Origin of the sequence: Microcella daejeonensis (assembly GCF_026625045.1) — a bacterium.
GTDB lineage: Bacteria > Actinomycetota > Actinomycetes > Actinomycetales > Microbacteriaceae > Microcella > Microcella daejeonensis.
The window spans coordinates 928,525-949,103 of the sequence record NZ_CP113089.1 but is presented as its reverse complement, the minus strand read 5'-3'; the positions used below and the strand labels follow the sequence as shown (position 1 = coordinate 949,103).

The 20,579-nt window shown below is 73.0% G+C and carries 23 protein-coding genes and 1 tRNA gene; 17 read left to right on the top strand and 7 right to left on the bottom strand.

Annotated elements, in window-relative coordinates:
* The first annotated feature begins 46 nt into the window (after window positions 1–46).
* The 4 genes from OVN18_RS04600 to OVN18_RS04585 are packed head-to-tail and all read left to right on the top strand — an operon-like array spanning window position 47 to window position 4,775.
* Window positions 47–1,114: a histidinol-phosphate transaminase gene (locus OVN18_RS04600; protein ID WP_267782281.1), complete on the top strand. Its 1,068-nt coding sequence runs from the start codon at window positions 47–49 to the stop codon at window positions 1,112–1,114.
* Between the two features lie 34 nt (window positions 1,115–1,148).
* On the top strand, window positions 1,149–2,264 hold the full coding sequence (locus tag OVN18_RS04595) for a thiamine pyrophosphate-dependent dehydrogenase E1 component subunit alpha (RefSeq protein WP_267738410.1): 1,116 nt from the start codon (window positions 1,149–1,151) through the stop codon (window positions 2,262–2,264).
* Complete coding sequence (locus tag OVN18_RS04590) at window positions 2,261–3,283, top strand: alpha-ketoacid dehydrogenase subunit beta (RefSeq protein WP_267782279.1); 1,023 nt, start codon at window positions 2,261–2,263, stop codon at window positions 3,281–3,283. Before OVN18_RS04595 ends, OVN18_RS04590 begins: the two co-directional genes overlap by 4 nt.
* 19 nt (window positions 3,284–3,302) lie before the next feature.
* A complete protein-coding gene (locus OVN18_RS04585; protein WP_267782277.1) occupies window positions 3,303–4,775 on the top strand; it encodes a dihydrolipoamide acetyltransferase family protein in 1,473 nt (490 codons plus the stop codon).
* On the opposite strand, the gene OVN18_RS04580 is transcribed toward OVN18_RS04585, so the two are convergent.
* A complete protein-coding gene (locus OVN18_RS04580) occupies window positions 4,772–5,218 on the bottom strand; it encodes a nitroreductase/quinone reductase family protein (RefSeq protein WP_267782275.1) in 447 nt (148 codons plus the stop codon). The two genes, OVN18_RS04585 and OVN18_RS04580, sit on opposite strands and share 4 nt — an antisense overlap.
* 109 nt (window positions 5,219–5,327) lie before the next feature.
* On the opposite strand from OVN18_RS04580, the gene OVN18_RS04575 reads away from it, so the two are divergent.
* The 10 genes from OVN18_RS04575 to OVN18_RS04530 all read left to right on the top strand — a co-directional run bounded on the left by OVN18_RS04575 (window position 5,328) and on the right by OVN18_RS04530 (window position 13,302).
* Window positions 5,328–6,503: a metal ABC transporter substrate-binding protein gene (locus tag OVN18_RS04575; RefSeq protein WP_267782271.1), complete on the top strand. Its 1,176-nt coding sequence runs from the start codon at window positions 5,328–5,330 to the stop codon at window positions 6,501–6,503.
* A 5-nt stretch (window positions 6,504–6,508) separates the two neighbouring features.
* The gene (locus tag OVN18_RS04570; RefSeq protein WP_267782268.1) at window positions 6,509–7,363 is read left to right on the top strand and encodes a metal ABC transporter ATP-binding protein; all 855 of its coding nucleotides are present in this window, start codon (window positions 6,509–6,511) and stop codon (window positions 7,361–7,363) included.
* 4 nt (window positions 7,364–7,367) lie between these two features.
* Window positions 7,368–8,306 carry a metal ABC transporter permease gene (locus OVN18_RS04565; protein WP_267782266.1) on the top strand — a complete coding sequence of 313 codons (939 nt, stop codon included), beginning with the start codon at window positions 7,368–7,370 and terminating at the stop codon, window positions 8,304–8,306.
* Complete coding sequence (locus OVN18_RS04560) at window positions 8,303–9,166, top strand: metal ABC transporter permease (RefSeq protein ID WP_267782265.1); 864 nt, start codon at window positions 8,303–8,305, stop codon at window positions 9,164–9,166. Before OVN18_RS04565 ends, OVN18_RS04560 begins: the two co-directional genes overlap by 4 nt.
* Window positions 9,163–9,567: a Fur family transcriptional regulator gene (locus OVN18_RS04555; RefSeq protein WP_267738402.1), complete on the top strand. Its 405-nt coding sequence runs from the start codon at window positions 9,163–9,165 to the stop codon at window positions 9,565–9,567. The genes OVN18_RS04560 and OVN18_RS04555 overlap by 4 nt, the downstream gene beginning before the upstream one ends.
* A gap of 155 nt (window positions 9,568–9,722) precedes the next feature.
* Entirely contained in the window at window positions 9,723–9,959 is a 237-nt protein-coding gene (gene rpmB / locus OVN18_RS04550) for a 50S ribosomal protein L28 (protein ID WP_055857759.1), read from the top strand.
* The gene (gene rpmG / locus OVN18_RS04545) at window positions 9,959–10,126 is read left to right on the top strand and encodes a 50S ribosomal protein L33 (RefSeq protein ID WP_168916676.1); all 168 of its coding nucleotides are present in this window, start codon (window positions 9,959–9,961) and stop codon (window positions 10,124–10,126) included. The genes rpmB and rpmG overlap by 1 nt, the downstream gene beginning before the upstream one ends.
* A gap of 2 nt (window positions 10,127–10,128) precedes the next feature.
* Entirely contained in the window at window positions 10,129–10,434 is a 306-nt protein-coding gene (rpsN, locus tag OVN18_RS04540) for a 30S ribosomal protein S14 (RefSeq protein WP_168916675.1), read from the top strand.
* A 279-nt stretch (window positions 10,435–10,713) separates the two neighbouring features.
* Window positions 10,714–11,001 carry an HU family DNA-binding protein gene (locus OVN18_RS04535; protein ID WP_168916674.1) on the top strand — a complete coding sequence of 96 codons (288 nt, stop codon included), beginning with the start codon at window positions 10,714–10,716 and terminating at the stop codon, window positions 10,999–11,001.
* Between the two features lie 204 nt (window positions 11,002–11,205).
* Window positions 11,206–13,302 carry a cytochrome c oxidase assembly protein gene (locus tag OVN18_RS04530; protein ID WP_324287797.1) on the top strand — a complete coding sequence of 699 codons (2,097 nt, stop codon included), beginning with the start codon at window positions 11,206–11,208 and terminating at the stop codon, window positions 13,300–13,302.
* On the opposite strand, the gene OVN18_RS04525 is transcribed toward OVN18_RS04530, so the two are convergent.
* Window positions 13,283–14,239, bottom strand: coding sequence for a hypothetical protein (locus tag OVN18_RS04525; RefSeq protein ID WP_267782261.1), 957 nt, complete (start codon window positions 14,237–14,239; stop codon window positions 13,283–13,285). The two genes, OVN18_RS04530 and OVN18_RS04525, sit on opposite strands and share 20 nt — an antisense overlap.
* A 58-nt stretch (window positions 14,240–14,297) precedes the next feature.
* On the opposite strand from OVN18_RS04525, the gene OVN18_RS04520 reads away from it, so the two are divergent.
* Window positions 14,298–15,620, top strand: a complete 1,323-nt coding sequence (locus OVN18_RS04520) for an ATP-dependent DNA helicase (protein WP_267738400.1) — start codon at window positions 14,298–14,300, stop codon at window positions 15,618–15,620.
* Window positions 15,621–15,643: 23 nt separating this feature from the next.
* Here the strand turns inward: OVN18_RS04520 and OVN18_RS04515 are convergent, their stop codons facing one another.
* The 3 genes from OVN18_RS04515 to OVN18_RS04505 form a co-directional block, all read right to left on the bottom strand.
* The gene (locus OVN18_RS04515; protein WP_267782259.1) at window positions 15,644–16,057 is read right to left on the bottom strand and encodes a DUF4383 domain-containing protein; all 414 of its coding nucleotides are present in this window, start codon (window positions 16,055–16,057) and stop codon (window positions 15,644–15,646) included.
* The gene (locus tag OVN18_RS04510; RefSeq protein WP_267782257.1) at window positions 16,054–16,491 is read right to left on the bottom strand and encodes a DUF1801 domain-containing protein; all 438 of its coding nucleotides are present in this window, start codon (window positions 16,489–16,491) and stop codon (window positions 16,054–16,056) included. Before OVN18_RS04510 ends, OVN18_RS04515 begins: the two co-directional genes overlap by 4 nt.
* A gap of 33 nt (window positions 16,492–16,524) precedes the next feature.
* Window positions 16,525–16,598, bottom strand: a tRNA-Gly gene (locus OVN18_RS04505).
* A gap of 228 nt (window positions 16,599–16,826) precedes the next feature.
* Between OVN18_RS04505 and dcd the strand changes: the two genes are divergently transcribed.
* A complete protein-coding gene (gene dcd, locus OVN18_RS04500; RefSeq protein ID WP_267782255.1) occupies window positions 16,827–17,411 on the top strand; it encodes a dCTP deaminase in 585 nt (194 codons plus the stop codon).
* A 56-nt stretch (window positions 17,412–17,467) separates the two neighbouring features.
* Here dcd and OVN18_RS04495 read toward each other — a convergent pair whose 3' ends face one another.
* A complete protein-coding gene (locus OVN18_RS04495; RefSeq protein ID WP_267738395.1) occupies window positions 17,468–17,857 on the bottom strand; it encodes a response regulator transcription factor in 390 nt (129 codons plus the stop codon).
* A 196-nt stretch (window positions 17,858–18,053) separates the two neighbouring features.
* Here OVN18_RS04495 and OVN18_RS04490 point away from each other — a divergent pair, with 196 nt between their 5' ends.
* On the top strand, window positions 18,054–20,018 hold the full coding sequence (locus OVN18_RS04490; RefSeq protein ID WP_267782253.1) for an ATP-binding protein: 1,965 nt from the start codon (window positions 18,054–18,056) through the stop codon (window positions 20,016–20,018).
* On the opposite strand, the gene idi is transcribed toward OVN18_RS04490, so the two are convergent.
* Complete coding sequence (idi, locus tag OVN18_RS04485; protein ID WP_267782252.1) at window positions 20,005–20,577, bottom strand: isopentenyl-diphosphate Delta-isomerase; 573 nt, start codon at window positions 20,575–20,577, stop codon at window positions 20,005–20,007. The genes OVN18_RS04490 and idi overlap by 14 nt on opposite strands.
* Window positions 20,578–20,579: the final 2 nt, after the last annotated feature.

The window sequence follows — 20,579 nt, the reverse complement described above, 5'->3', positions numbered from 1 at the left end:
CGCATCCCGGGCCGGATCGCGAGGGAGGGCACCGTACTCTGGTGCCGTGACCCCGCCCGTGCGCCTGCGCCCCGAGATCGTCGCCCTCCCGCCCTACCGTCAGGGCCGGCCCGCCGCGGCGAGCGCGTTCAAACTGTCGAGCAACGAGAACCCCAACCCGCCGCACCCGGCCGTCGTCGCCGCGATCGCCGAGTCCGCCGCCGGCATCAACCGCTACCCCGACGCGACCGCCCTCGCCGTGCGCGAGCGCCTCGCCGAGCGGCACGGCGTCGGCCCCGACGAGGTCATCGTCGGGGCGGGCAGCGTCAGCCTGCTCGCCCAGCTCATCCAGGCCGCGGCGGGCGCCGGCGACGAGGTCGTCTTCGCCTGGCGCAGCTTCGAGGCGTACCCCGGGCTGGTCACCGTCGCCGGGGCGACCCCCGTGCCGGTGCCGCTGACGGCGGATGCCCGCCACGACCTGCCCGCGATGGTCGCCGCCGTGACCGACCGCACCCGGCTGCTGCTCGTCTGCTCGCCCAACAACCCGACCGGCCCCACCGTCGGGGCCGCGGAGTTCGCCGAGCTCATGGCGCAGCTCCCCGCCGATCTGCTCGTCGTCCTCGACGAGGCCTACGCCGAGTTCGTCACCGACGCATCGTCGGTCGACGGCGCCGCCCTGCTCGGCCGCTGGCCGAACCTCGTCGTGCTGCGCACCTTCTCGAAGGCCTACGGGCTGGCGGGCCTGCGCGTCGGCTACGCGCTCGGCGAGAGCAGCATCCTCGATGCCGCCCGCGCGACGCAGATCCCCCTCTCGGTGACGGGCGCCGCGCAGGCCGCCGTGCTCGCGGCGCTCGACCACGAGCCCGAGCTGCTGGCGCAGGTCGCCGAGCTCGCCGAGCGCCGGGAGCGCGTGCGCGACGCCCTCGTGCAGCAGGGGTGGAGCATCCCGAGCAGTCAGGGCAACTTCGTCTGGCTCGCCACGGGCGCGGCGACGGCCGAGGTGGCCGAGCGCTTCACGGCGGCGGGCATCGTCGGTCGCGCGTTCCCCGGGGAGGGCATCAGGGTCTCGATCGGCGAGGAGGGGTCTGTGCGGATTCTCCTGCAGATCGCGGGCGAGGTTGTCCGAGGTCTCTGAGCGGGGCTTCCGGGCCCGGCCTAGAGTGGAACCCATGTCGTACACGGCCGAGACCCTCCAGCTGCTCTCGCCGGAGGGCCGACTCGTGCAGAACGAGGCCACCGAGCGGTACCGCGGCGTCGTCGAGTCGATCGGCGAGGAGCGCCTGCGCGACTTCCACCGCACGATGAGCGTCGTGCGCCGCTTCGACATCGAGGCCGGCAACCTGCAGCGCCAGGGGCAGCTCGCGCTGTGGATCCCGAGCCTCGGCCAGGAGGCCGCGCAGGTCGGCTCGGGCTACGCCGCCCGCCCGCAGGATCACCTGTTCCCCGCCTACCGCGAGCACGCCGTCGGCTACATCCGCGGCCTCGACCCGGTGAAGATCATCGCCATGCTGCGCGGGCTCAGCCACGGCGGCTGGGTGCCCGAGGAGACCGGCAACTTCCACCTCTACACGCTCGTGATCGGCTCGCAGACGCTGCACGCCACCGGCTACGCCATGGGGCTCGCCCTCGACGGCGAGAGCGGCACGGGCGACCTCGAGCGCGACGCGGCCGTCATGGTCTACTTCGGCGACGGCGCGACGAGCCAGGGCGACGTCAACGAGGCCTTCGTCTTCGCGCAGAGCTACCGCACGCCCCAGGTCTTCTTCCTGCAGAACAACCACTGGGCGATCTCGGTGCCGGTGAGCGTGCAGTCGCGCACGCCGCTGTTCCACCGGCCGGCCGGCTTCGGCATTCCGAGCATCCAGATCGACGGCAACGACGTCCTCGCCAGCTACGCCGTCACGCTCGAGAACCTCGATGCGGCGCGCTCGGGCGGCGGCCCCCGCTTCATCGAGGCGCTCACCTACCGCATGGGCGCGCACACCACGAGCGACGACCCCACGAAGTACCGCCTCGACGCCGACGTCGAGTACTGGCGCCAGCGCGACCCGATCAGCCGGTTCGAGACGTACCTGCGCTCCCTCGGCGAGGGCGACGCCTTCTTCGACGAGGTGCACCAGCAGGCCGAGGATCTCGCCGCCGACGCCCGCCGCCGCACGCTCGCGCTCGAGCCGCCGCCGGCCGACAGCATGTTCGCGCACGTCTACAGCGAGCCGCATCCGGTGATGGATGCCCAGCGCGCGTGGCTCGCGAACTACGAGGCCTCGTTCGAGGGGGAGTCATGACCGACACGATGAACCAGGCCCCGACGGCCGCGCCCGCGACGGGCATCCAGACCATGACGATGGCGAAGGCGCTCAATCAGGGCCTCGCCGCGGCCATGAGCGCCGACCCCAAGGTCATGCTCATGGGCGAGGATATCGGTCCGCTCGGCGGCGTGTTCCGCGTCACCGAGAACCTGCAGAAGCAGTTCGGCGCCCACCGCGTGCTCGACACCCCGCTCGCGGAGTCGGGCATCATCGGCACCGCGATCGGCCTCGCGATGCGCGGCTACCGCCCAGTCGTCGAGATCCAGTTCGACGGCTTCATCTTCCCCGGCTTCGACCAGATCACCACGCAGCTGGCGAAGCTCACCGCCCGGCACGAGGGCTCGCTGCGCATGCCGGTCGTGATCCGCGTGCCCTACGGCGGGCACATCGGCGCCGTCGAGCACCACCAGGAGAGCCCCGAGGCGTACTTCGCCCACACGGCGGGTCTGCGCCTGGTGAGCCCCGCGACGCCGCACGACGCCTACTGGATGATCCAGCAGGCGATCGCGAGCGACGACCCGGTCATGTTCTTCGAGCCGAAGAGCCGCTACTGGCCGAAGGGCGAGGTCGACCTCGACTCCCCCGCCGGCCCCCTGCACGCCACCCGCGTCGTGCGCCCCGGCACGGACGTCACGGTCGTCGGCCACGGCGCCATGGTCAGCATGCTGCTGGATGCCGCGGCGCTCGCCGCCGAGGAGGGCACGAGCATCGAGGTGGTCGACCTGCGCTCGCTGAGCCCCATCGACTACGCCCCGCTGGTCGACTCGGTGCGGCGCACCGGCCGACTCGTCGTCGCGCAGGAGGCCCCCGGGTCGACGAGCGTCGGCAGCGAGATCGCCGCGACGGTCACCGAGGCCGCGTTCTACTCGCTCGAGGCCCCCGTGCTGCGCGTGAGCGGGTTCGACACGCCCTTCCCGCCGGCGAAGCTCGAGGGCGCCTACCTTCCCGACGTCGATCGCATCCTCGACGCCGTCGACCGCGCGCTCGCCTACTGATCCGCGACAGGAGCCCCTCGTGAGCACATCTGAGTTCCCCCTCCCCGACGTCGGCGAGGGTCTGACCGAGGCCGAGATCGTCACCTGGCACGTCAAGGCGGGCGACGCGGTCGCCGTCAACCAGGTCATCGTCGAGATCGAGACGGCGAAGTCACTCGTCGAGCTGCCGAGCCCCTTCGCCGGCACCATCGAGGCGCTGCTCGTCTCGGAGGGGCAGACCGTCGAGGTGGGCACGCCCATCGTGCGGGTGAGCGACGGGGATGCTCCCGCCGGGTCGCCCGCCGTCCCGGCTCCTGCGGCTGCCGCGGCCGACGCCGAGAGCGCCGCCGCCGACGTCGCGAGCACGATCGACCACGACGAGCGGGGCGCCGACGGCGCTCCCGCGGCGCCCGCCGAGGACGGCTCGGGCGCGGTGCTCGTCGGCTACGGCGCGAAGGGGCACGTCGCCTCGCGCCGCCGCCGGCCCGCCGCGGGGCCGCAGGCCGTGCCGTCGAGCCCGGCTCCGGCCGCCGCGCCTCCGGCCGCGGCACCCGCGGCGCCGGCGATGAGCACCCCGGCGCCGGCGGCCGCACCCGCGCCGAGCATCCCGACCCCGCCCGCCCGCCCCGCCTTCGTGCCCGCCGCGCAGGCGGCGCCGGTCATCGCGAAGCCGCCGATCCGCAAGCTCGCGAAGGATCTCGGCGTCGACCTGCAGGAGGTGCAGCCGACCGGTCTCGCGGGCGAGATCACGCGCGACGACGTCATCCGCCAGGCCTCGCAGGCGAGCGTGTTCCGCAACATCCAGACGCCCGAGTGGCCGCAGGTGCGCGAGGACCGCATCCCCGTCAAGGGCGTGCGCAAGGCGATCGCGCAGGCCATGGTGCGCAGCGCGTTCACGGCCCCGCACGTGGGTCTCTTCGTCGACGTCGACGCGACCCGCACGATGGAGTTCGTCAAGCGGCTCAAGGCGAGCCCCGACTTCGCGGGCATCAAGGTCTCGCCGATGCTCATCATGGCGAAGGCGATGATCTGGGCGGTGCGGCGCAACCCGACCGTCAACTCGACGTGGACCGATGAGGAGATCATCGTGCACCACTTCGTCAACTTCGGCTTCGCCGCGGCGACCCCTCGGGGCCTCGTGGTGCCCAACGTCAAGGACGCCCAGTCGATGAGCCTGCGCGAGCTGGCCCAGGCGATCGAGCAGCTCACGCTCACCGCGCGCGACGGCCGGCTGCAGCCCGCCGACATGGCCGACGGCACGATCACGGTGACCAACATCGGCGTCTTCGGCATGGACACCGGCACGCCCATCCTCAACCCGGGCGAGGTCGCCATCGTCGCCCTCGGCACGATCAAGCAGAAGCCGTGGGTCGTCGACGGCGAGGTGCGCCCGCGCTTCGTCACGACCCTCGGCGCGTCCTTCGATCACCGCGTGGTCGACGGCGACGTCGCGAGCCGGTTCCTCGCCGACGTCGCGAGCGTCATCGAGGAGCCCGCGCTGCTGCTCGACTAGGCGGGCGCGGCGGGGCTCTCCGGCTCGAGGATGACCACGGGGATCAGCCGCTCGGTGCGGCGCTGGTAGGCGGCGTAGCCGCGGTACGCCGCGACGGCGCGCGGCCAGAGCCGCTCCCGCTCCTGCGGGTCGGCCGTGCGCGCCCGGTACGGCCGCACCGCACCGCCCTGCTCGGCGACGCCCACGCGCGGTTCGGCCTGCAGGTTCAGGTACCAGGCGGGCATCGCGTCGTCGCCGCCGCGCGAGGCGATCACGACGAGCCGGTCGCCCTCCTCGACGGGCACGGTCAGCATGGCCCGACGCCGCTCGCCCGATCGGCGCCCGACCGTCTCGAGCTCGATCACGCGCATCTCGCCGATCGACCAGCCGAGGCGTCCGCCGGTGAGGCGCACGATGGCGCGGTGCAGGGCGGTCATCGTGAGCATGGCGCGGCGGTTCGACATGCGCGCACGGTAGCGCGGCCGACTGGGCGGCGTCGGGATGCTCCGCGCGAGCATCCCTCTATTGAGAACCGTTTTGACAACCATTATCGATAAGACGTACCGTGGGGTCATGCACGACATCGCCGCGCCCCGCGCCCGCCGCCTCGCCGTTCCCGCGCTGCTCGCCTCCTCCGCGCTCGCCCTCGGGCTCGCCGGATGCGCGACCCCCGCGGATGGAGCCTCGAGCGCCGGCGAGGGCCTCCGCATCGTCGCGACGACCACGCAGGTCGCCGACTTCACCCGCGAGATCGCCGGGGACGAGGCGCAGGTCACGAGCCTGATCCAGCCGAACCAGTCGTCGCACAGCTTCGACCCGACCGCCGCCGACCTGCAGGCGCTCGGCAGCGCCGACGTGCTCGTCATCAACGGTGCGGGGCTGGAGGAGTGGCTCGACGACGCCATCGAGGCGAGCGGCTTCGCCGGCACGACCGTCGACGCGAGCGCCGAGGTCGTCGTGCGGGAGTTCGCCGAGGGGGAGGACGCCCACGCGGACGAGCACGCCGGCGAGACCGCGGAGGAGCACGCGGCCCACTCCGAGGAGGAGGCCGCGGACGAGCACGCGGGCGAGACCGCCGAGGAGCACGCAGCGCACTCCGAGGAGGAGACCCGCTCGGAGGAGGAGACCCACGCCGACGAGGCCGCCGCTGAGGGCGAGGAGCACTCCCACGAGGGCGAGGACCCGCACATCTGGACGAGCGCGACCAACGCCGCCGCCATGGTCGACGGCATCGCGACCGGTCTCGCCGAGGCCGCTCCGGAGAGCGCGGAGGCCTTCGAGGCCAACGCCGCCGCGTACACCGAGCGCCTCGACGCCCTCGACGCGTGGATCGTCGAGTCGATGGAGCTCGTGCCGGCCGAGCAGCGTCAGCTCGTCACCAACCACGAAGCCTTCGGCTACTTCGTCGAGGCCTACGGGCTCGAGTACGTCGGCGCGGTCATCCCGAGCTTCGATGACAACGCGGAGGTCAGCGCCGCCGACATCGACGGGCTCGTCGACGCGATCGAGCAGAGCGGGGCATCCGCCGTCTTCAGCGAGACCTCACTGAGCCCGGCCGCCGCCGAGACGATCGCGAGCGAGGCCGGCGTCGAGGTCTACAGCGGTGAGGACGGCCTCTACGGCGACTCGCTCGGCCCCGACGGCAGCGACGGCGCCACCTACATCGGCGCCATGGTGCACAACGTGCAGGTGCTGCTCGCGGCCTGGGGCGCCGACGCGCCCGAGCCGCCGGCCGCGGTGGCAGACTGACGGGCGTGCAGCCCGTCCTCTCCGCCCAGCGACTGAGCCTCGCCTACGGCGCTCAGGCGCCCGTGGTGACGGGGGTCACGGTCGACGTCGCCCCCGGTGAGGCGCTCGCGCTCATCGGCCCGAACGGCGCCGGCAAGTCGACGGTCATCCTCGGCGTGCTGGGCCTCACCACGGTCGCCGCGGGCGAGCTGCGGGTGCTCGGCGGCACGGCCGCCCAGGCCAGGGGCCGCATCGGCTACGTGCCGCAGTCGGGTGCGCTCGATCCCGAGTTCCCGGTGACGCTCGAGCAGGTCGTCATGATGGGCCGATACCGCCGGCTGGGCCTGCGCTGGCCCGGGCGGGCCGATCGGGATGCCGTGCGCACGGCCCTCGACCGCGTCGGCCTGCTCGACCGCCGCCGCACCCGGTTCGGGCTGCTCTCGGGCGGCCAGCAGCAGCGCGGTCTGCTCGCGCGCGCCCTCGTGAGCGAGCCCGCGCTGCTCGTGCTGGACGAGCCCTTCAACGGACTCGACGCCACGAACCGCGACGCCCTGCTCGACATCGTGCGCGAGCTGAAGGCCGAGGGCACGGGCTTCGTGATCTCGACGCACGACCTCGACCTCGCGCAGGCGGTGTGCGACAGCGTGCTGCTGCTCAACGGAACGCAGGTGGCCGCGGGACCCCTCGCCGAGACCCTGACCCTGCCGAACCTCGAGGCCGTCTTCGCGGGCCACCAGGTCGAGCTCGACGAGCACACCCTCGTGGTGCCGCCGCACGATCACGGCCACGCGAGCGGTCGTGCCAGCGCTCACGCGAGCGGCCTCGGCGATGGCGCCGAGGCGTCCCGCGACCGCGGCGACCAGCGCCTCGAGCGCCGCTGACGCCGTGGACCTCATCGACGCGCTGTTCGGGCCCTTCGCGCTGCCGTTCATGGCGCGACCGCTGCTCGTCATGCTCCTGCTCGCGGTCGCCGTCGGCGTCGTGAGCGTCTTCGTGACGCTGCGCTCGCTGCAGTTCATGGGCGACGGGCTCGTGCACGCCGTGTTCCCGGGCATCGTCGTCGGCTTCGCGATCGGCGGCCGCGACGGTCTCGTGCCGGGCGGGCTCGTCGCCGCCGCGATCGGCACGGTCGCCCTCACGCTGCTCGCCCGCCGCGCCCTCGGCAGTGACTCGGCGATCGCGATCGTGCTGACGCTCATGTTCGGCATCGGCATCATCATCGTCTCGCGGCAGAGCGGCTACGTCGGGCAGCTGCAGGAGCTCCTGTTCGGCCGTCTCCTCACCGTCACCGACGCCGACGTCGCCCTGACGGCGATCATCGCGGGGGTGGCGCTCGCGGCGGTCGCCGTTGTCGCGCGCACGCAGCTGTTCCGCGCGCACGACGAGCGGGCGGCGCTCGCCGCGGGCCATCGCGTGCTCGCGAGTGACCTCGTGCTCGCCGTCGCCATCGCGCTGCTCACGGTCGCGGCCACCGCGGCGGTCGGCAACCTGCTCGCCCTCGGTCTGCTCGTGGTCCCCGGCGCGCTCGCCCGCCTCGTCACCGATCGCGTGCTCTGGATGCTCCCGCTCGCGATCCTCTCCGCCGCGGTCGCCGGCTGGGCCGGCCTCCTGCTGGGCTTCCGCGCCTCCGTCGATCTGGGCCTGCCGCTCGCCGGCGGGGCCGCGGTCATCGCGGTACTCGTGCTGCTGTACCTCGTCGTGCTCGCGGGCGCCGGAGTCGCCGCGCGCCGCGGCCGCGGCCGCGCATCCGCCCCTGCCGCGCCCGGCGCCCCGACCGCCTCCGCACCGGCCGCGCCCACCGCCCCCGCCGAGGCCCGCGCATGATCGAGCTCGGCTTCTTCGAGCGGGCCCTGCTCGAGGCCGTGCTCGCCGGAGCGCTCGCAGGCCTCGTCGGCACGCTCGTCGTGCTGCGCCGCCGCGCGTTCTTCACGACCGCGCTCACCCACGCGACCTTCCCGGGGGCGATGGTCGCGGCGGTGCTCGGCTTCAGCGTCGTGCTCGGCTCGGCGCTCTTCTCGATCGTGCTCGTCGCCCTCATGACCCTCATCGCGCGGGTGCGCGGCCAGGGCGGGCAGGTCGCGGCGGGCGTCGTGCTGACGTTCGGCTTCGCGCTGGGCGCCCTGCTGCAGTCGGCGAACCCCTCGCTGCCGATCTCGGTCGAGAGCTTCCTCGTCGGCTCGATCCTCACGGTGGGCTGGCCCGACATCGCCCTCACCGCGGCGGTGCTCGTCGTGGCCGCCGTGGTGCTCGCCCTCCGCGGCCGCCACATCGTCTTCGCCACGGTCGACGAGCTCGGCTACCGCGCCGCCGGCTACCGGCCGTGGGTCATCGAGGCCCTCACCTCGGCGCTCATCGCCGCCACGGTCGTCGCGATCATGCCGGCGATCGGCGCCGTCCTCGCCATCGCTCTCATCGTGGGGCCGGCCGCCGCCGCGCGGCGCCTGGTCTCCTCCACCACCGCCGTGCTCGCCCTCTCCCCCGTCCTCGGCGCGCTCGCGGCGGTCATCGGCGTGCTGCTCTCGCGCGAGCTCGCGGTCGCCGCCGGGGGCGCGATCACGGTCGTCGTCGCGGCCCTCGTGGGGCTGGCCCTCCTCGCGGGCCGGATGCTCGACGCGCGCCGACCGCGCGCTCGAGCCGAGCATCCCGAACCCGCAGCAGCGCCGCGTACCCTGGTCTCACCATGAAGCGCAACACCTGGCAGCGCGAGGCCGTGCGCGCGGCACTCGGAGAGTCGACCGGCTTCGTCAGCGCGCAGGCCCTGCACTCCTCCCTGCGCGAGGGCGGCTCGACCATCGGGCTCGCGACCGTCTACCGAGCGCTCACCGACCTCTCGGAGGAGGGCGAGGCCGACTCGCTCACGCAGGACGGCGAGGCGCTCTACCGCGCGTGCACGCCCGGCACCCACCACCACCACCTCATCTGCCGCAACTGCGGGCTGACGGTCGAGATCGAGGCACACGCCGTCGAGGAGTGGGCGCGCAGCATCGCCTCCGAGCACGGCTTCACGGCCGCCGAGCACGTCGTCGACGTCTTCGGGCTCTGCGCCGCCTGCAGCCGCGTTGCCGAATCGGCCGCCACGCCCTAAGCTGGGGGATTGTGCCGGGCGAGCGATCGCCCGCATTGTGCGCGCTCCGCCCCGTTCATCCCGCTACTCGAACGGAGCAGGCGGTGTCCGCGTGCCGACAAGTGACCTTGGGTGCGGCGTTCGCCGCACGGTAGCCCTATCGAAATGAGGAAGCCATGGCAGCCGTCTGCCAGGTGACCGGAGCCGTTCCCGGCTTTGGCCACAACATCTCGCACTCGCACCGCCGCACCAAGCGCCGGTTCGACCCGAACATCCAGAAGAAGACGTACTTCGTGCCGTCGCTGCGCCGTAATGTCACGCTGACCCTGTCGGCCAAGGGCATCAAGGTCATCGACGCACGCGGTATCGAGTCCGTGGTCAAGGACCTCCTTGCGCGCGGGGAGAAGATCTAATGGCCAAGCAGCAGGACGTTCGTCCCATCATCAAGCTCCGGTCGACCGCGGGCACCGGGTACACCTACGTGACCCGCAAGAACCGCCGCAACGACCCCGACCGCCTCGTGCTCAAGAAGTACGACCCGGTCATCCGCAAGCACGTCGATTTCCGCGAGGAGCGCTAACCATGGCGAAGAAGAGCAAGATCGCTCGTAACGAGCAGCGCAAGGTCATCGTCGCGCGCTACGCGACCAAGCGCCTGGAGCTGAAGAAGGCCCTCGTCGACCCGAACGGCACCGACGAGTCGCGCGAGGCCGCCCGCCAGGGCCTGCAGAAGCTGCCCCGCAACGCCTCGCCCGTGCGCGTGCGCAACCGCGACGCGGTCGACGGCCGCCCCCGCGGTCACCTCAAGCAGTACGGCATCTCGCGCGTGCGCTTCCGCGACATGGCGCACCGCGGCGAGCTGCCCGGCATCACCAAGTCGAGCTGGTAAGCACCGCACCACGCATCGTCGCGAAGGGGCGTCCCCGTCACGGGGGCGCCCCTTCGGCGTTCCCGGGATGCCCTCCGCGGGCCCGGCGAGCGGCTCGAGCCGCACCTCCGCCCGTCGTCGGGGCGTGACGGGAATTCGACGATCCTGGGTGTTCCCGGCGCACCGCGCACCGGAATGCCCGGAATCATGCGGAATCACTGCTAGTTTCGAGGCGGCTCGCGGCGCCCCTCGCCGATGCAGCCGCACCACTGAATGTTGTGAAGTCCGAGGAGGACCCCAATGGCTGACAAGTCCCTGAACCGTTCCGAGCTCGTCGCTGCCGTGGCTGCTGAGTCCGGCCTGAGCCAGGCCGACGTGAACCGCGTCGTCGACGGCCTGTTCTCGACCCTCTCGAGCTCGCTCGCGTCGGGCACCAAGGTCTCGATCCCGGGCTGGCTCTCGGTCGAGCGCACCGCTCGCGCCGCCCGCCAGGGCCGCAACCCCCAGACGGGCGAGGCCATCCAGATCGCCGCCTCGAACGGCGTCAAGATCTCGGCCGGCAGCAAGCTCAAGGCTGCTGTCAAGTAACTCCCGACCACTGATGGTCCCCGCGACGGGGGCGGCCCTGCGGGTCGCCCCCGTCGCGGCGTTAACCGGTGCGATCGGCGCGGGAGGGCCGCGGCCGGTGCGGTCGTGCGGGCGGCCCGCGCCGGGCATCCCCTCGTTCGACGGTCAGGATGCTCGCCTACAGTGGAGGCGCCTCCAGCCCCGTCGAATCAAGGATCGTGCCCGGTGACCATCACCCGCTCCGCTCCCCCGGATCGCTCCTCGTCGAGCTCGCCCGCGGCCGCAGAGGCCCTGCGCTCGGGAGCGACCGGTCCGCTCGGCGTCGCCGCCCTCGTCATCGCGGCGGTGCTCGCCTCGCTCGTCGCCCTCGTGCTCGGCGGGGGCGCCGCGGCTCCCCTGCTCGCCGACCCGGGCGTCGTCGCCCGCTACGGCCTGCCGATCGCCAAGCTCGTCTCGAACCTCGCCGCCGCCGGCACGATCGGCTCGCTGCTGCTCGCGGTGCTGGCGCTCAGCCCGAAGCGCCCCGAGTTCGGGCGCGCCCTCGACATCGCCGCGGTCTCCGGCGCGCTGTGGACGCTCGCGGCCGGGGCGACCGGCTACTTCACCTTCCTCACCATCTACCTGCAGCCGTTCAGCCTCGATGCGGCGTTCGGCGAGCAGCTCGCCTTCTACTTCGGCGAGACGCCGATCGGTCAGCCGTGGCTCATCACGATGATCATGGCCGCGGCGATCACGGTGGTCTGCTTCGCCGTGCGCTCCCCCGCCGTCCTCGCGATCACGACGGTCGTCGCCGTGGCCGCGCTCTGGCCCGTGGCGCAGACCGGCCACGCGGGCGGCACCGCCGACCACGCCGCGGCCACGACCGCCGTCTACCTGCACTCGGTCTTCGCGGCCGTCTGGGTCGGCGGCCTGCTCGCCCTGGTGCTGCTGCGCGGCGCGCTCGGCGCGCGTCTGCCGATCGTGCTCGCCCGCTACTCGAGCGTCGCCCTCGTCGCCTTCATCGTCGTCGCGATCTCCGGCGTGGTGAGCGCCCAGATCCGCGTCGGCGGCTGGGAGGGCCTCGACTCCGCCTACGGCGCCATCCTGCTCTCCAAGGTCGCCGCGCTCGCGGTGCTCGCGGGCTTCGGCGTCGCCTACCGCCGGGCGCTCATCGCGCGGGTCGCCGACGACCGCCGGCCCCGCACGGCCTTCTGGTCCATCGTCGTCGCCGAGCTCGCCGTCATGGGCATCGCCTCGGGGCTCGCGGCCGCCCTCGCGCGCACGCCCTCGCCCGCGCCCGAGACGCCCGCCGAGCAGCTGGCCGACCCGAGCCCCGCCGAGCTGCTCACCGGGGCCCCGCTGCCGCCCGCCTTCGAGCCCTGGCGGCTGCTGACGGAGTGGGACCTCAACCTCGTCTGGGCGCTCATCGCCGGCTTCGGGGCCTTCTTCTACCTCGCGGGCGTCTGGCGTCTTCGCCGCCGCGGCGACGCGTGGCCCGTGCACCGCACCATCCTCTGGGTGACGGGCATGGCGGCCCTGTTCCTCGTGACCTCGAGCGGCTTCGCCGTCTACGAGCGCTACCTGTTCAGCGTGCACATGCTCGGCCACATGATCCTCAGCATGGCCATCCCGATCACCCTCGTGCTCGCCGCGCCCGTCACGCTCGCCGCGCGGGCGATCCGCATGCGCAAGGACGGCTCGCGCGGCCCCCGCGAGTGGATCCTCGCGATCGTGCACTCCCGGTACGTGGGCGTGCTCGGGCATCCCGTCGTCGCCTCGGTGATCTTCGCCGTCTCGCTCATCGCGTTCTACTACTCGCCGCTGTTCTCCTGGGCGGTCACCGACCACCTCGGCCACCAGTGGATGATCCTGCACTTCCTGCTCAGCGGGTTCCTGTTCGTCAACGCGCTCATCGGCGTCGACCCGGCGCCGTACCGGCCGGCCTACCCGGTGCGGCTCATGATCCTGCTCGCGACGATGGCCTTCCACGCCTTCTTCGGCCTCTCGCTCATCACGGGCACGAGCCTGCTGCTGCCCGAGTGGTTCGGCGCGATGGGCCGCGAGTGGGGCGATGCGCCGCTCGCCGATCAGGTGACGGGCGGCGAGATCGCCTGGAGCGTCGGCGAGATCCCGACCCTGGCCCTCGCCATCCTCGTGGCCGTGATGTGGTCGCGCGACGACTCCCGCGAGACGAAGCGCCGCGATCGCCAGGCCGACCGCGACGGCGACGCCGAGCTGAACGCCTACAACGCGATGCTCGAGCAGCGCGCGGCGCGGTCGGCGACGGTGGATACCGCTGCCGGCGCCCCCGCGGCATCCGAGCTCAGGCGGCCGGAGGCCTGATCTCGAGCTCGGGCGTCTCGCCCGAGATCGTCAGGCGCGCGTCGATGGCGGCCGGAACGAGCGTGTCGAGCTGCTCGATCACCCCGTCGCGCAGTCGCTGCACCTCGGCCCGCAGACGCAACGAGGCCTCGCCCTCCACCCGGTAGCCGTCGCCGTCCGGGGCGGCCGCGATGCGCAGCGCCGGCCCGATCTCGACGCTCCACCGGGGCTCGCCGAGCACGCGGTCGTCGATCTCGAGCCCGAAGGGGCAGCCCCGGGGCAGCAGCACCCGCTGCTCGGTGCACTCCGCGAGGAAGCCCGCCACCTGCTGCTGCACGGCCCGCTCCAGACGCGCCGTCGGCGAGCCCACGAGCGCGAGCGCGGCGCCCGAGCCGGCCCGCACCGAGGAGGGGTCGGCGACCAGCCAGGGGCTGTCGAGCTGCGCCGTCACCCGCGCGGGCACGAAGGCCGTGACGGTGGTCGCCGCCCGCCCGGCGCCCTCCGCGCCGTCGGCGCCGTCGAGCGGGCGGCCGTTGACGATCGCGTCGACGCCGGCCGGCGCGGTGAGGGCGATGGTCGCGAGCGGCGGCTCGGTGAAGCGCCAGCCGGTGGGCGTCGCGAGGGTGGCCGGTTCGAGCACGAAGATCGCGGTGCTGGTGTCGCGACCGTCCTCGCCGTACTCGACGACGACCGCGACCCGTCCGTCCTCCCGCTGCTCGGTCGCCCGCACGGCGGCGGTCGTCGGCGTGCCGTCGTCGCCGAGGGGAAGCGGCGCGTCGCCTGGCAGTCCCGCGAGCAGCCGCAGGCTGACGGCGTCGTCGGCGGCGAGCGCGGCGAGGTAGGCCTCGACGTGGCGCTCGGGGGTGCGGGTGACGGCGGCCGTGACGGCGACGCCGGCCGTGGCGAGCAGCACGGCGACGGCGATGATCCCTCCCCAGAGCATCCCTCGACGTCGCATACCTCAAGCCTAGGCGCGCGGCGCCGACGGCCGCCGAGGGCCTCGGTACGATGGGCGGATGACGGCCCGCACGCAGCTGAGCCCCGAGCAGCTCGCGGTGCTCGGCCTCATCGAGTCGACGCGCGAGCACGTCTTCGTCACGGGCCGCGCGGGCACGGGCAAGTCGACGCTGCTGCAGAGCTTCCTCGCGACGACCGAGCGCACCGTCGTCGTCAGCGCTCCGACGGGCGTCGCCGCCCTCAACGTGGGCGGGCAGACCATCCACTCGCTGTTCCGGCTGCCGATCGGCCTCATCGCCGATCAGGAGCTCGACCTCTCGCGCGAGCTGCGCACCCTGCTGCAGAGCGTCGACACGGTCGTCATCGACGAGGTCTCGATGGTGAGCGCCGACCTCATGGACGCGATCGACCGCCGCCTGCGCCAGGCCCGCGGCCGCCGGCACGAGCCCTTCGGCGGCGTGCAGGTCGTGCTGTTCGGCGACCCGTACCAGCTGGCCCCGGTGCCGGGCCGCGACGAGGGCGAGCGCGCCTACTACGCCGACCACTACCGCTCGATGTGGTTCTTCGACGCCGCCGTGTGGAACGAGGCCGATCTGCGCATCGTCGAGCTGCAGACCATCCACCGCCAGCAGGACGAGGCCTTCCGCGCCATGCTCTCGGCCGTGCGCCACGGCGAGGTGACGCAGGAGATCGGCGGCGCGCTGAATCAGGCCGGAGCGCGGCCGGCGCCCGCGGAGGGCATCCTGACCCTCGCGACGACGAACGCGACCGTCACGCGCATCAATCAGGATGCCCTGCGCCGCCTCCCCGGCGCCCCGAAGACCGCGCGGGCCGACGTCGCGGGCGACTTCGGCACGAAGGGCGGCTACCCCGCCGACGAGGCGCTCGAGCTCAAGGTCGGCGCGCAGGTGATGTTCCTGCGCAACGACACCGGCGGCGACGGGCACCCGCGCTGGGTGAACGGCACCCTCGGCACGGTCGAGCGCATCGGCAAGACGGTGTGGGTCGAGGTCGACGGCGAGAGCCACGAGGTGCTGCCGGCCACGTGGGAGAAGTACAAGTACACCTATTCGGCGGCGCGCAAGCAGGTGACGAAGGACATCGTGGGGGAATTCACGCAGTTCCCGCTGCGGCTCGCCTGGGCGGTCACCATCCACAAGTCGCAGGGTCAGACCTACGACGCCGCCATCGTCGACCTGGGGCCGCGCGCCTTCGCCCCGGGGCAGGCGTACGTGGCGCTGTCGCGCATCCGCTCGATCGAGGGCCTCTACCTGACCCGGCCGATGCGGCCGAGCGATGTCATCGTCGACGACGACGTGCGGCGGTTCATGGCCGAGGCCGGGCCCGCGATCGACCGCGCCGTCGAGCCGCGCTCGCGCTGAGCTCCTCGGCCTCAGGCCGCTCGCTAGTGCGCTGCGGGGTCCTCGGGAGTCGGCCGATCGGCACCGAGCGCGGCGACCAGCAGCACCGCCGAGGCCCCGAACTGGATGACGGTGTTCGTGCTCGTGATGGCCAGCACGTTCGCTTCGGTGCCGATCAGGTAGAGCCCGCCGATGCCGCCGGCGAGCAGCACGGCGCCCATGATGCCGTTGACGCGGCGTGCGGCGTCGAGCGAGCGCGTCGCCGGCACGATGAGCGCGACGCCGACCACGAGGGTCAGGATGCCCTGCAGCGGGTTCACCGTCAGCGCGGCCACGAGCGCCACGCCCTCGGGGTCGGCGATCGGAACCCCGATGGAGGCGATGAGAGCCGCGATGCCGAGCGCCGCGAGCAGCCCGCCGAGCACGAGGCCCGCGCGCCGGTTGGCCGAGCGCATCATGCCGGATCCCCGCTCGCGCCGCCCTGCTCGACCCCGGCCTCCGGGGCCGGACCCTTCCCGACCGCGGCGACCCACTCGCGCAGCAGCGCGGTCAGCGCGGGCTGCGCCGCCTCGACCCCGGCGGCGTCGGCCAGGTGCAGCACGGCGCGGTCGTCGGACTTCCACTCGAGCATCCCGGTCGCATCGTCGATGCGCCCGCGCATCGCCAGCGTCGACCGCGCACCGGAGTGCAGCACGAGCCGCACGCGGCCCGAGCGCCGGTCGATGCCAGTGGTGAACAGGTGGTCGTCGAGCGAGAAGCTCGGAGCCCCCCAGGCGATCGATTCGGTGAGCCGCGCATCGCTGCCGCGGATGACCGCGCAGAGCGCGGCCATGGTCTCGCGCTGCGGCGCGGGGAGTCCGGCGATGAAGCCCTCGACCTCGTCCGCGCTCATCGTCGTGCCTCCGACCGCGGGGTTTGGGACTGGTGGAGCGGATGACGGGAATCGAACCCGCGCTATCAGCTTGGGAAGCTGAAGTTCTACCATTGAACTACATCCGCACGGCCCCCTAGCGGGGGCGTGGAAAGTCTAGCGGTTGCCCGCGGAGCCCGCGCCGAGCATCCCACCGCCGCTCGCCCCCCGCCGGCGTCGTGACGCATATTCAGGCACATGTCGGCGCGTCGAACCCGGCTGAGCGGCGACACGCCGAGCCCGGCGTCGCGATGCCTGAATTCGTGCCACGGGCGACCGCGCCTCGCGAGCCGCCCGCCCCTCGGTAGGGTGACCTCATGCTGCTGAGCGATCGCGATATCCGGGCCGAGTTCGACGCGGGCCGCATCGGCCTCGACCCCCTCGACCGCTCGATGATCCAGCCCTCGAGCGTCGACGTGCGGCTCGACTCGTTCTTCCGGCTGTTCGACAACCACAAGTACCCGTTCATCGACCCGGCGGCCGAGCAGCCCGAGCTCACGCGGCTGGTCGAGGCGAAGAGCGATGAGCCGTTCATCCTGCACCCGGGCGAGTTCGTGCTCGGCGCCACCTACGAGCAGGTGAGCCTGCCCGACGACGTGGCCGCGCGCCTCGAGGGCAAGAGCTCGCTCGGCCGCCTCGGTCTGCTGACCCACTCGACCGCGGGCTTCATCGACCCGGGCTTCACCGGCCACGTCACGCTCGAGCTGAGCAACGTCGCGACCCTGCCGATCAAGCTCTGGCCGGGCATGAAGATCGGCCAGCTGTGCTTCTTCCGCCTGAGCTCGCCCGCCGAGAACCCCTACGGAACGGGCGACTACCTCAACCGCTACCAGGGCCAGCGGGGGCCGACGGCGTCGCGCTCGTGGCAGAACTTCCACCGCACCGAGATCGCGCCGCGCTAGACGCCCGCCGTTCCGCGCGGTGGGGCGGGGGATGCCCCGCTCGCGCGCGGCCGCGCTCAGACCGGGTGAGCCTCCGCCGCCCCGCCGTCGAGCAGCGCGCCGATGCGCGTGATGAGCTCGCGCGAGCTGAACGGCTTGACGATGTACTCGTCGGCGCCGGCCGCGTACGCCCGGTCGACGTCCTTCTGCTGGGAGCGCGCCGTCAGCATGAGCACCTTGATGTCGCGATCCGGGTCGGCGTGGCGCACGAGCTCGCAGACGCGGATGCCGTCGAGCTTGGGCATCATCCAGTCGAGCACGATGAGATCGGGCTTCTCGGCGAGCGCGAGCTCGAGACCGGCCTCGCCGTCCGTCGCCGAGATGACGTCGTGCCCCGCGCCGCGGACGCGGTTCTCGAGCAGGAGCATCACATCGGGCTCGTCTTCCACGATCAGAATGCGTGCCATATTTCCCCTCCAGCCTTCCCGGACGTAGTCTCCTCCCAAGAGGTGGAGGGCGTTCGCTTTCCATTCGCGCCGAGCGGGGGTCGTCATGGGCAAAGGAGGTCTCGCTACCGAGATCTGGTACTCCGGCCCCGTCGTCCGGCGCGTCGCGATCGTCAGCCTAATCCTCCTGACCGGTCTCGTCAGTTACGCGAGCCTGGTGTTGCGCCCTGAGGGCGCCATCATCGCCACCTGGTGGCCGGCCGCCGGTATCGGCGCCGTCGCCGTGCTCGCCTCCCGCGGGTCGCGTCTGGCGGCGACGGTGGGCGTCTTCGCCGCGGCCTTCGCCGCCAATCTGCTCGTGGGGCGCGAGCTCGGTCTGACGTTCGGGTACGGCCTCGCGAACGCCGTCGAGGTCTACGTGGTGGCGCAGCTCGCCTCGCGCGGCGGCCCCGAGGCCCGCCTCGACAGCATCCGCGACGTCGGCCGGCTCATGGTGGCCGTGATCGCCGGCGCTCTGAGCCTCGCGCTCCTCGGCAGCGCGACCGCCGCCATCGTCGTCGGCGTCGACCCGACCACCGTCTTCTTCTCGCTCGTCGCCTCGCACGGCAGCGCCCTGCTGGTCATCACCCCGCTCGCCCTCGTGAGCCGTCGGCTGCGCCGGGGTGCGCGACCGTTCGAGATCGTGCTGCAGGCGATGGCCTTCGTCGGCATCATGCTCTTCGTGTTCTGGCCGGGCTCCGACCTCCCTCTGGCGTTCCTGCCGCTCACCGCTCTGCTCTGGGCGGCGTTCCGCATGCCGACGCTCGTCGTCGCGGTCGAGCTCTTCGTCATGGCCCTCATGGGCATCCGGCTCACCGGCCGCGGCGGGGGCCCGTTCGCCGACTACCTCGACTCCGACCCGGCCCTCGCCGTCCTCCTGCTGCAGACCTTCCTCGCGATCTCCGCGACCTCCGCGCTCTTCGTCTCGGCCGCGCGCAACGACTGGGGTGCGGCCGTGGTGCGGCTCAGTGCGCGGGAGTCGCTGCTGCGCGGCGGCATCGTGAGCTCCGACACCGGAATCCTCATCGCCGAGGTGATCGACGGTGATCGCCTGCGGGTCGTGGGCCTGAACCCGACCGCCCTCGCCGCCCTCGGCCGCGAGGCCATGCCGCCGACCTGGGCCGTCAGCGGCATCCGCATCAGCGAGAAGCACGCCGTGCTGGGCCTGCCCGAGCTGGACGCGCTCATCGCCAGGGGTGGCAGCGGGCGGGTCGAGGTCGAGACCCAGGGGCGCCGGTTCGACGTCGACGTCGCCATCCACGAGGGCTCCATCGGCACGAGCGTCTTCACGGTCGTCTTCACCGACGTCACGCAGCGCGACGAGCGCGAGCGGCGGGCGCTGCAGGCGGCCGAGCAGCTGCGCGATCTCAACCGCCAGAAGGACGACTTCATCTCCTCCGTCAGCCACGAGCTGCGCACCCCCGTCACGAGCATCCTCGGGTTCGCCGAGGACCTCGAGGATGCCCCGCTCGCGCCGAGCGAACGGCTCGCCGCCGAGGTGATCGCGCGCAACGCCCGACGGCTCGCCGACGTCATCGAGGACGTGCTCGAGCTCAGCAAGCTCAGCTCGGGAGTGGCGATCGCGCGCCCGGCCGCGCCGCTCGACCTGCGTCTCGTGCTGGCCCAGTGCGTGCAGGACGCCGAGGGGCTCGCGCCGACGCGCGGCATCGAGATCCGGCTCACGGTGCCCGAGCATCCCGTCGTGATCAGCGCGGAGGCGCCGGCCCTGGCCCGCGTGCTGGCGAACCTGCTGTCGAACGCCGTGAAGTTCAGCGACGACGGGGGAGTCGTCGAGGTGTCGCTCGCGCCGCACGGGGACGAGTGGCGGGTGCGCATCGAGGACCACGGCATGGGCATCCCGCCGGATCAGCTCGAGCACGTCTGGGGCCGCTTCTCGCGGGTGCAGGACGACCGGCACCGCGACGTGCCCGGAACGGGCCTCGGCCTGCCGATCGTGCGCGAGCTCGTCGAGAAGCGCCTCGGCGGCGCGGTGCGGCTCGAGTCGGACGGCGCCGCGGGCACGACGGCGATCCTCGATCTGCCGACGGAGGCAGGATCGGCCGCGGGGCCGGAGCCCACTGCGCCGACCGCCGCCCGCGCCCCCGCGGAGTCCGTCCCGACCGGGGCCGTCAGCTCGGGCTGACCGCGTCCGGGATCGGGGCCGACTGCGGAGCGGCGTACGCGCCCTGCCACGCCGCGAGCTGCCAGCCGAGCCAGGGGCTGTAGGCGAAGGGCGTCGCGGCGACGGCCTCGCGCAGCTGCGCCGGCTCGACCCAGGCCCACTCGGCGACCTCGTCGTCGGCGGGCTGCGGGTCGCCCTCGGCGACCGCGGTGAAGACGGGGCAGATCTCGTTCTCGACGACGCCCGAGGCGTCGACCGCCCGGTAGCGGAAGTCGGGCAGCGCCGGCGTCACCGCTCCGATGCGCAGTCCGAGCTCGCGCTCGGCGCGCCGCACGATCGCCTCGGCGAAATCCTCGCCGGGGGCGGGATGCCCGCAGAAGCTGTTCGTCCACACGCCGGGCCACGTGGCCTTCGACAGGGCCCGCCGCGTGACGAGCACGCGGCCGCGGGCGTCGAACACGTGGCACGAGAACGCGAGGTGCAGGGGGGTGTCGGCGGTGTGCACCGTCGCCTTCGGGGCCGTGCCGACCGGGGTGCCGTCGTCGTCGAGGAGGACGACGCTCTCGATGGTCTCAGTCATTG